Raw genomic sequence first — 9550 nt, forward strand, 5'->3', positions numbered from 1 at the left:
GCCGTCATCGCCGAGAGCTTCGAGCGCATCCACCGCTCGAACCTGATCGGCATGGGCGTGCTGCCGCTGCAGTTCCCGGCCGGCCAGAACGCCGCCTCGCTGGGCCTGACCGGCGAGGAGACCTTCGCCGTCGAGGGCGTGACCGAGCTGAACAACGGCAGCACGCCGAAGACGCTGAAGGTCACCGCCACCGCCGAGGACGGTTCCACCACCAGCTTCGACGCCGTGGTGCGCATCGACACCCCGGGCGAGGCCGACTACTACCGCAACGGAGGCATCCTGCAGTACGTGCTGCGGCAGATCTCCGCTGCCAGGTAAGGCACGGCAGAAGGCCCCCGGAACCCGCCCGACGGCGGGCCGGGGGCCTTTGGCGCGCTATGGTTAAGTGTTTGGCCGCGGCACAGCGGCGGCCGGCACTGGGGGCAAAGTGCAACAGACGTTAGGAAGGCTTCCATGGGTCTACTCGAGACAATCCACAGTCCGCAGGACCTCAGCAAGCTCAGCAGCTCCCAGATGGCTGCCCTCGCGGCGGAGATCCGCCGGTTCCTGATCACCAACGTGGCCCAGACCGGCGGCCACCTCGGCCCGAACCTGGGCGTGGTGGAACTGACCCTGGGCATCCACCGCGTCTTCGATTCCCCGCGGGACAGCATTGTCTTCGACACCGGCCACCAGTCCTATGTGCACAAGCTGGTCACCGGCCGGCAGGACTTCGAAACCCTGCGCCAGCAGGGCGGGCTCTCCGGCTACCCGGACCGCGCCGAGTCCGTGCACGACATCGTCGAAAGCTCCCACGCCTCCTCCTCGCTGTCCTGGGCCGACGGCATCTCCCGCGCCCGGCAGCTGACCGGTGAAGGAGACCGGTACGTCGTCGCCGTGGTCGGGGACGGCGCGTTGACCGGCGGCATGGCCTGGGAGGCCGTGAACAACATCGCCGCCGACAAGAAGCGCCGGGTGGTGATCGTGGTCAACGACAACGGCCGCTCCTACGCCCCGACCATCGGCGGCCTGGCGGACCAGCTCGCCGCGCTGCGCTCCACCATCGACAAGTTCCGCACCCACAAGGTCTATGAGGACACCCTGGACTGGTGGAAGCGCAAGCTGCAGAACGGCGGGCTGTTCGGACAGTTCGCCTACAAGAGCCTGCACGCCGCCAAGAAGGGCATCAAGGACTGGTGGGCCCCGCAGGGACTCTTCGAGGACCTGGGCATGAAGTACATTGGGCCCATCGACGGCCACGACCAGGCCGCTGTCGAGGACGCGCTGCGCCAGGCCAGGAACTACGGCGGGCCCGTCATCGTGCACGCCATGACCGAGAAGGGCCGCGGCTACGCGCCGGCCCGCGCGCACGAGGCGGACCAGTTCCACGCCGTGGGGGTGATCGACCCGGAGACCGGCGAACCCGTGGAGGCCGGCGGCGCCCAGTCCTGGACGTCCGTCTTCGCCAACGAGATTGCCGAGATCGCCGACGAGCGCGAGGACATCGTGGGCATCACCGGGGCCATGCTCATCCCGGTGGGCCTGCACAAGTTCGCCGCCCAGCACCCGGACCGCGTGTTCGACGTCGGCATCGCCGAGCAGCACGCGCTGGCCAGCGCTGCCGGCATGGCCTACGGCGGCCTGCACCCGGTGGTGGCCCTCTACGCGACCTTCCTGAACCGTGCCTTCGACCAGCTGCTGATGGACGTGGCCCTGCACAAGGCCGGCGTCACCGTGGTGCTGGACCGTGCCGGAGTCACCGGCCCGGACGGGCCCAGCCACCACGGCATGTGGGACCTGTCCATGCTCCAGATCATCCCGGGGCTGCACCTGGCCGCACCGCGGGACGCCACCCGGCTGCGCGAGGAGCTGCGCGAGGCCGTGGCCATCGACAACGCCCCCAGCGTGGTGCGCTTCTCCAAGGGCTCGGTGGGGAGCGAGGTCCAGGCCATCGAGCGGCTTTCCGACGGCGTGGACGTGCTCGTCCGGCGGCCCGCCGGCGCGGACACGTCCACCGGCGACCACGACGTGCTGATCGTCAGCGTCGGGGCGATGAGCGAACTGGCGCTGGATGTCTCCGGCCGGCTCGGCGCCCAGGGCATCAGCTCCACCGTGGTGGACCCGCGCTGGGTGCTGCCGGTGCCGCGCTCGATCATCGGCCTGGCCGCCCAGCACCGGATCGTGATCGTGATCGAGGACGGTGTCCGGGCCGGCGGCGTGGGCTCGCGGATCCGGCAGGAAATGCGCGCCGCGGGCGTGGATACCGCGCTGAACGAGGTGGGGCTGCCGGTGGAGTTCCTCGCCCACGGCACCCGCGCCCAGGTGCTCGAGCGCGTGGGGCTCACCGCGCAGCAGGTGGCGCACGACGTCGTCGCCCAGGTGCTGGGCACCAAGGTACCCTTCGCCCGGCCGCTGCCGGGCCAGGACCTGCCCACCGGACAGCTGCCGAAGATTTGAGTATCTAATGACTGAGTTCGTGCGCATGTACCGGCGCGGCGAGGACGGTACCTTGAGCTTCCGCGAGGCGTGGTTCGACGACGTCGACGGCCGGTTCGTGGTCAACCACGGCATGGTCGGGCACCAGAGCGCGACCCGGGAAACCGGCGGCGTGGCACCGGGGGAGGCGCCCGGGCTGCTGGACGCCTTCGCGGGACAGTGCGCCGCGGACGGCTTCGCCGAGCTGGGCCCCGGGGAGCAGTTCTGGGTGGTGGCCCAGTACGCGCTCAAGAGCGCCGCCGGCACCGCGCGGGACCGCTACCTGGAAACCAAGGCCAGGGAGGCGCTGGCCGCGCACTTCGCCTGGCGCGGACTGGGCATCGTGGAGCGCTCCGAATTCGTCCCGCACCGGCTGAACATCTACCTGCTCTCCCCGGATCCGGCCAGGGCCGTGGCAGCGGTGAAGACCTGCCTGCGCGAGGCGAAGCTGGACTTCACCAAGCTGAGCATCGGCGTCGCGCCCTATGACGACCTGGCCGGCATCCGGCAGAAGCATCCGCTGCCGGCCAAGGCCCTGTTCAACCTGGACTGAGGAAGGAACCACACCCACCATGGATTACCGCCGCCTCGGCAGTTCGGGCCTGACCGTTTCCGCGGTCGGGCTGGGCTGCAACAACCTCGGCCGCTCCGCCACGGCCACCGAGACGCAGGAGGGGTCCGACGCCGTCGTGCACGCCGCGGTCGACGCCGGCATCACCTTCTTCGACGTCGCGGACAGCTACGGCAAGGAGCCGGGCCTAAGCGAGCAGATCCTCGGCAAGGCGCTGGGGCACCGGCGCGGGGACGTGGTGGTGGCCACCAAGTTCGGCATGGACATGCGCGGGGCCAACGGCCGGGACTTCGGTGCCCGCGGCTCCCGCCGCTACATTCTCAAGGCCGCCGAGGCCTCGCTGCGCCGGCTGGGCACGGACTGGATCGACCTCTACCAGTTCCACACCCCGGACCCGCCGACCCCGATCGACGAGACCCTTTCCGCGCTGGATGACCTGGTCCGCGCCGGCAAGGTGCGCTACATCGGCCACTCCAACCTGGCCGGCTGGCAGATCGCCGAGGCCGAGTTCACCGCGCGGATCGGCGGCTACACCCCGTTCATTTCCAGCCAGAGCCACTACAACCTGCTGGACCGCCGCGCCGAGCTGGAGGTCATCCCGGCGGCCGAAGCCTACGGACTGGGCGTGCTGCCATACTTCCCGCTGGCCAACGGCCTGCTCACCGGCAAATACAAGGGCGGCCACGCGCCCGAGGGCAGCCGGCTGAGCCATTCACGCCCCCACCTGCTCAAGGAGGCCGACTGGGTCCAGCTCGAGCAGTTCTCCCGCTTTGCCGCGGAGCGCGGGCTGACGGAGATCCAGGTCGCCTTCTCCTGGCTCGCGGCCCAGCCCGCCGTCGGGTCGGTCATCGCCGGGGCCACCCGGGTGGAGCAGGTGAGGCAGAACGCCGGGGCGGCCTCCTGGCAGCCCAGCGCCGAGGACCTGGCCGAACTGGACGAGATCTTCCCGCGCGAGCCCAAGGTCGCCCTCTTCTAGCGTTCAGCGGCTTCCCCGTCCCTGGCGGGCTCAGGACGGGGACCCCCGCCGCTTCTCTCAGGGCGCTCCAACTCGAGCCGGGGAAGACAGATGACAAAGATCCTTTTCGACAACGACACCGGCATCGACGACGCGCTGGCGCTGGTCTACCTGCTCAGCCGGCCGCAGGTGGAGCTCGTGCTGGTCTCCAGCACGCCCGGCAATGTCTCCGCCGAGCAGGTGGCCCGCAACAACCTGGCCCTGCTGCAGCTGTGCGGGCGGCCGGAGGTGGACGTGGCCGTCGGCGCCGCGGCGCCGCTGGAGATCCCGCTGGTCACCACCCCGGAGACCCACGGGCCGCAGGGCCTCGGCTACGCCGAGCTGCCGCCGCCGCCGCGGCAGGTCCTGGACGCCGACGCCGTCGACCTCTGGATCGAGGCAGCCCGCCGGCACCCCGGCGAACTGACCGCGCTGCTCACCGCGCCGCTGACCAACTTCGCCCTGGCCCTGCGCAAGGAGCCGCGCCTGCCCCGGCTGCTCAAGCAGGTGGTGATCATGGGCGGCTGCTTCTTTTACCAGGGCAATACCACCCCCACCGCCGAGTGGAATACGCACGTGGACCCGCACGCCGCGGCGGAGGTCTTCGCCGCCTTCGAGGGGCAGCCGGAGGACCGGCTGCCGATCGTCTGCGCGCTGGAGACCACCGAGCGGATCGAGCTGCACCCGGAGCATGTGGAGCGGCTGGCCCGGGAGGCAGGCTGCGCCGAGCCGGAACTGGTGCTGCCCGAAGACCCTGCGGGCAGGCGCAGCACGGCCACGGTGCCGCTCATCCGGACCCTCTCCGACGCGCTGCGCTTCTATTTCGAATTCCACCGGCACTATGACCAGGGCTACGTGGCCCACGTCCACGACGTCTTCGCAGCCGCCGTGGCCGCGGGCACGGCCGAATACCGGACCCGGACCGCCACGGTGCACGTGGAAACCCGTCCCGGGCCGCTGGTGGGCACCACGGTGGCGGACTACCGCGGGCTCTGGGGCCGGGCGCCGAACGCCCGGATCGTGTCCTGGAACGATCCGCCGGCGGTGTTCGACGAGGTGATCGGCTCCATCTCCGCCCTGGCACGGCGGCTCGGGGAGGACTGAGGGCTCAGCCGCTGCGGTCCGTTTCCGCAGCGGCGGCCCGGACAAAGTCGATCGCTACCGCGACGCGGCGCGGGACCTTCACGCCCCGGGGCAGCATCGCCACCACCGGATTGGCGGGCAGCTTGTTGGCGATCGGGATATAGACCACGCCGGGATGGTCCGCCGCCGTTTCCGGACCCGGCCCGTAGTTCACGAACGAATAGCCCAGTCCGTGGGCCACCAGCGAGCGGATGGTCTCCATATTGCTGCTGGGCCAGCGCAGCTTCGGTTCGACGCCGGCGGCCTGCATCATGGAGACCACCCGGTCGATGGCCGGCGGGATGTCCAGGAGGATGGCCGGCTCGTCAGCTACGTCCTGGAAGCGGATCTCCCGGCGGCCGGCCAGGGGATGGTCCGCAGGCAGCATCAGGTGCTGCCTGACCTGGGCCACCTCAATGCGGTCCAGGTCCTCTTCGGATTGCAGCGCGTAGACAAACGCGGCGTCGAGCCGGCCGTTGCGCACATCTTCCTGCAGCCGGGCCGCGGCGCCCTCCCGGAAGGTCAGTTCCACCGCCGGGTAGTTGCGGTGGAACTGCCCGACCAGCCGGGGCAGGACACGCGGCGAGAGCGTGGCAGAGCAGCCTATGCGAAGCTTGCCGCGCATCTCGTCGAAGGCACCGGCGACGGCGGCGCCGATCTCCCCGGCCAGGCCGAGGATCCTGCGCGCCCGGGCCGCCAGCTCGACGCCGGCCTGCGTCGGAGCCACTGTCTTGGACCGGGTTCGAATGAGCAATTCGACACCGACGGCGTGCTCCAGCTGGGAAATGGACATGGAGGCCGCCGCCTGCGAGATGCTGCACTGGCGGGCGGCGGCGGTGACGGAGCCATGATCCACCACCGCCACGAAGTACTGCAGCTGGCGCAGGGTGAACTCTGCCATAAATTCTCCTGATGATTTCGATCAAATCAATTGACTATCCAGATTATGTGATGGCGGACACAATTGAAAAACGAACCGATGGGAAGGAGGCCGCAGATGAACCTGAAGCCGCGGATTGTCACCCTGGGCACCGCCGGGGGCCCGAAGTGGTGGGCCGCGCCGGGCGGCTGCCGACGGACCGGCATCGCTACCGCCGTCGTCGCCGGCGAGGCGTTCTACTTGGTGGACTGCGGCCACGGCGTCGGACGCAGGCTCAGCCAGGCCGGACTCGGCCTGCGCAACCTGCGCGGCATCTTCCTGACCCACCTGCACTCGGACCACACCGTGGACCTGGCAAGCCTGGCTGTTTTCGGACTGTACGAGCTGCTGGGCCGCCAGGCGGACCCGGTGAAGATCATCGGTCCGGGCAACCGCGGCATGCTGCCCAAGGCCTCGCCGCGGGCCACGGTGGCGCCGCAGCCGCTGGCCCCCCACCTGCCGACCCCCGGAACCCGGGAAATGTTCGAGCAACTGATGTATGCGCACGCCACGGACCTGAACGACCGGATTATCGACAGCCTGCGGCCCTCGCCCTTCGAGCTGTTCGAGGCCAGCGACATCCGGATCCCGAACGGCACCGGCTACCACCCCAACGACAACCCCACCCCGGCTATGGACCCGTTCCCCATCTACGAGGACGAGCTCGTCAGGGTCTCGGCCATCCTGGTCGAGCACCCGCCGATCGCCCCGGCCTTCGGCTTCCGCTTCGACACCGCCGAAGGGTCCGTGACCTTCTCCGGCGATACCGCCTACACCCGGAACATGGTCACGCTGGCCGAGGGCACGGACCTGCTCCTGCACGAAGCGATCGACTTCGACTTCGTCGAGGCCCTTTACGGGGACAAGCCGGACGAAGGCTCGCGCGCGGCCAGGGACCACCACTATAAGTCCCACACCAGCGTCAGTGACGCAGCCAAGGTGGCCCGGGAGGCCGGGGCGAAGCAGTTGGCCCTGCATCACCTCGTGCCCGGCACCGCGGACGAGGGCGTCTGGCAGCAGGCCGCCGCGCATTACGACGGCGCGTTCCACCTCCCGGACGACCTCGACGTCATCGAGCTTCGGCCCGGCAACTGAGCAGCCTCGCACCATCGAAGGAGAAACCGTGACTGAATCCACCACCGCCGTGCGCCGGCAGCAGGGCACAGCGTCGCTCAATACGAAGGACATGCGGCGCATCCTGGCCTCGAGCTTCATCGGCAGCGCCATCGAGTACTACGACTTCATCCTGTACGCGACCGCCGCCAGCATCATCTTCAACAAGGTCTTCTTCGCCAACCTCGGCCCCGGCTTCGCCCTGTTCGCGTCCTTCGCCACCTTGGCCACCGGCTACGTGGCCCGTCCGCTTGGCGGCATCATCTTCGGCCACTTCGGGGACCGGATCGGGCGGAAGAAAATGCTGGTGCTGTCCATGCTCCTGATGGGCGGTGCCACCACCCTCATCGGCCTGCTGCCGGCCACTGCCCAGGTGGGCATCATCGCCCCGGTCCTGCTGGTCCTGCTGCGCATCGTGCAGGGCATTGCGGTCGGCGGCGAATGGGGTGGTGCGGCCCTGATGGCGCTGGAGTCGGCACCGCAGAAAAAGCGCGGCTTCGCCGCCTCCTTCGCCAATGCCGGCGGCCCGGCCGGCGCGGTGCTGGCAACGCTGGTGGTCTCGGCCGTCGCAGCGGCCACCGGCGGCCAGTTCCTGGTTTGGGGCTGGCGGGTTCCGTTCCTGCTCAGCGCCCTGCTGATCGCCGTCGGCATGGTCATCCGCCTCAAGGTTGCCGAAACTCCGATGTTCCGGAGGCTGGAACAGGCCAGCGAGAAGCGCAAGCTGCCGCTGCTGGACGTGCTGCGCAATCACCCGCGCGCCGTGATCCTGGCCCTGGCCGCCGCCATGAGCTTCTACGCCTGCCAAGGCATCCTGACCGTCTGGGGCGTCTCCGTGGCCGTGGAGAACGGCGTGGACCGTTCCGGGGTGCTCAACTGGAAGGCCGCCGGCGCCGTGCTGACCCTCATTGTCTGCTTCTACACCGCCCGGCTGAGTGACCGCCTGGGCAGGCGCAGGGTCCTGACCGTTGCCGGCATCGGCGGAATCGTGCTGGCCTACCCCCTGCTGATGCTGCTGGGCAACGGGACCCTGTGGGGCTTCGCCGTGGCGATCACGGTGGGCAACGGCATTGTCCAGGGCGCCCTGTACGGGCCGATCGGAGCCTACATCGCCGAACAATTCCCCACCCACGTGCGCTATACCGGCGCCTCGCTGTCCTACCAGGGGGCGTCCATGCTCGGCGCGGGCTTCACCCCGATGATCGTCACCGGTCTGGCCATTGCCGGGGGCGGGACCATCTGGCTGGTCGGTGCCTTCTGGATCGCGGTGATCCTGGCCGGCACCATCGCCGTCCGGCTCACTCCCGAGGGCATCAAGGCCAAGCTGGACTAAGCGTTTCCGCCAACTCACGGCGGCGGCGCCCCGGTTGCCTGCGCGGGGAACCGGGGCGCCGCCGCCGTTGGGTAAACTGGATGACCGGGTCGAGGTGACATAGGCCTGTTCGGAATTTTCCCTTCTTTCGAGGAATACCTGTGTCCGCATCCCTGACCCTGCCCTCCACCGGCGGTGCCATGCCGCTGCGCGCGCGCCTGCTGCCCCTGCTCGGCGCCGCCGTCATCGCCGCCACCTACCTGATGCTCGTGCTGCTGCAGCCGACGGAGGCTGCCGCCGGGCTGACCAGCTGGCCGGCTGTCACCGCGTTCGCCGGCTACCTGGCCGGCGCCGTGCTGCTGCTGGCCGGCGTCCTGCCGCAGCTGCCCACCTCCGTGGTGGCCCTCATCCCCGTGGGCCTGGTGCTGAACATCGTCCTGGGCCAGTTCGTTGGCAGCACCCTGGTGCCGCTCTACCTGGATTCCATCGGCACCGTGCTGGTCGGATTCCTGGCCGGCCGGTCCGCCGGGGCGGCCACCGGCGTGCTGGGCTCGCTGGTCTGGTCCCTGTTCAATCCGACGGTGCTGCCCTTTGCCGCCGGCGCCGCGGTAATCGGTTTCCTCGCCGGCACCGCCGCGCGGCTCGGCGCGCTGCGGCCCTATGTCGCCGTCGTCGCCGGGATCATCACCGGCATTGTGGCCGGGGTCATTTCCGCCCCGGTCGCCGCCTTCGTCTACGGGGGCACCTCGGGCGCCGCCACCGGAGCCATCGTGGCGATGTTCCGGGCCATGGGGGACTCGCTGCTGGCCTCGGTGACCAAGCAGGCGCTGATCTCGGACCCCGCGGACAAGGCCGTGGCCTTCCTGGTTGCCGCCCTGCTGGTGCTGGCCCTGCCGCGCCGGATCCGGCTGCAGTTCCCGCTGCCGGCCCGGGCCGCTGCCCGGCGCGCCAAAGCCTGACCCCCGAGCCGGCATGGCAGCCCTGCACCCCTTCACCGGGCTGGCGTTGGCGGCGTCCACCGTGGCCGTCACCGTCGCGGCCAACCGCTGGTGGCTCAGCCTCGCAGAT

Annotated in this window: 8 protein-coding genes and 1 pseudogene; 8 read left to right on the top strand and 1 reads right to left on the bottom strand. The window is 69.9% G+C overall.

The window, feature by feature from the left end; translation table 11 throughout:
* The 5 genes and pseudogenes from acnA to ACFQ36_RS17485 all read left to right on the top strand — a co-directional run.
* Nucleotides 1-318: pseudogene (acnA, locus tag ACFQ36_RS17465) on the top strand (aconitate hydratase); the annotation flags it as partial.
* Between the two features lie 135 nt (nt 319-453).
* Nucleotides 454-2436, top strand: coding sequence for a 1-deoxy-D-xylulose-5-phosphate synthase (gene dxs, locus ACFQ36_RS17470; protein ID WP_377015910.1), 1983 nt, complete (start codon nt 454-456; stop codon nt 2434-2436).
* Nucleotides 2437-2443: 7 nt separating this feature from the next.
* On the top strand, nt 2444-3007 hold the full coding sequence (locus ACFQ36_RS17475) for a hypothetical protein (protein WP_377015912.1): 564 nt from the start codon (nt 2444-2446) through the stop codon (nt 3005-3007).
* A gap of 19 nt (nt 3008-3026) precedes the next feature.
* Entirely contained in the window at nt 3027-4001 is a 975-nt protein-coding gene (locus tag ACFQ36_RS17480) for an aldo/keto reductase (RefSeq protein WP_377015914.1), read from the top strand.
* 90 nt (nt 4002-4091) lie between these two features.
* Complete coding sequence (locus ACFQ36_RS17485; protein WP_377015916.1) at nt 4092-5123, top strand: nucleoside hydrolase; 1032 nt, start codon at nt 4092-4094, stop codon at nt 5121-5123.
* A 4-nt stretch (nt 5124-5127) separates the two neighbouring features.
* On the opposite strand, the gene ACFQ36_RS17490 is transcribed toward ACFQ36_RS17485, so the two are convergent.
* On the bottom strand, nt 5128-6042 hold the full coding sequence (locus ACFQ36_RS17490; RefSeq protein WP_377015918.1) for a LysR family transcriptional regulator: 915 nt from the start codon (nt 6040-6042) through the stop codon (nt 5128-5130).
* Between the two features lie 96 nt (nt 6043-6138).
* Between ACFQ36_RS17490 and ACFQ36_RS17495 the strand changes: the two genes are divergently transcribed.
* The 3 genes from ACFQ36_RS17495 (at nt 6139) to ACFQ36_RS17505 (ending at nt 9441) form a co-directional block, all read left to right on the top strand.
* A complete protein-coding gene (locus ACFQ36_RS17495) occupies nt 6139-7155 on the top strand; it encodes an MBL fold metallo-hydrolase (protein ID WP_377015920.1) in 1017 nt (338 codons plus the stop codon).
* 28 nt (nt 7156-7183) lie between these two features.
* On the top strand, nt 7184-8503 hold the full coding sequence (locus ACFQ36_RS17500) for an MFS transporter (protein ID WP_377015922.1): 1320 nt from the start codon (nt 7184-7186) through the stop codon (nt 8501-8503).
* Nucleotides 8504-8643: 140 nt separating this feature from the next.
* Complete coding sequence (locus ACFQ36_RS17505; protein ID WP_377015924.1) at nt 8644-9441, top strand: ECF transporter S component; 798 nt, start codon at nt 8644-8646, stop codon at nt 9439-9441.
* Nucleotides 9442-9550: the final 109 nt, after the last annotated feature.

The organism is Arthrobacter sp. GCM10027362 (genome assembly GCF_042679445.1).
In the GTDB taxonomy this organism is placed as follows: domain Bacteria; phylum Actinomycetota; class Actinomycetes; order Actinomycetales; family Micrococcaceae; genus Crystallibacter.

Excerpts from the sequence above, each read along its gene's own strand:
- ACFQ36_RS17495 (WP_377015920.1), top strand. The coding sequence starts at position 6,139 with ATGAACCTGAAGCCGCGGATTGTCACCCTGGGCACCGCCGGGGGCCCG.
- ACFQ36_RS17480 (WP_377015914.1), top strand. The coding sequence starts at position 3,027 with ATGGATTACCGCCGCCTCGGCAGTTCGGGCCTGACCGTTTCCGCGGTC.
- ACFQ36_RS17485 (WP_377015916.1), top strand. The coding sequence starts at position 4,092 with ATGACAAAGATCCTTTTCGACAACGACACCGGCATCGACGACGCGCTG.
- dxs (WP_377015910.1), top strand. The coding sequence starts at position 454 with ATGGGTCTACTCGAGACAATCCACAGTCCGCAGGACCTCAGCAAGCTC.
- ACFQ36_RS17475 (WP_377015912.1), top strand. The coding sequence starts at position 2,444 with ATGACTGAGTTCGTGCGCATGTACCGGCGCGGCGAGGACGGTACCTTG.
- ACFQ36_RS17490 (WP_377015918.1), bottom strand. The coding sequence starts at position 6,042 with ATGGCAGAGTTCACCCTGCGCCAGCTGCAGTACTTCGTGGCGGTGGTG.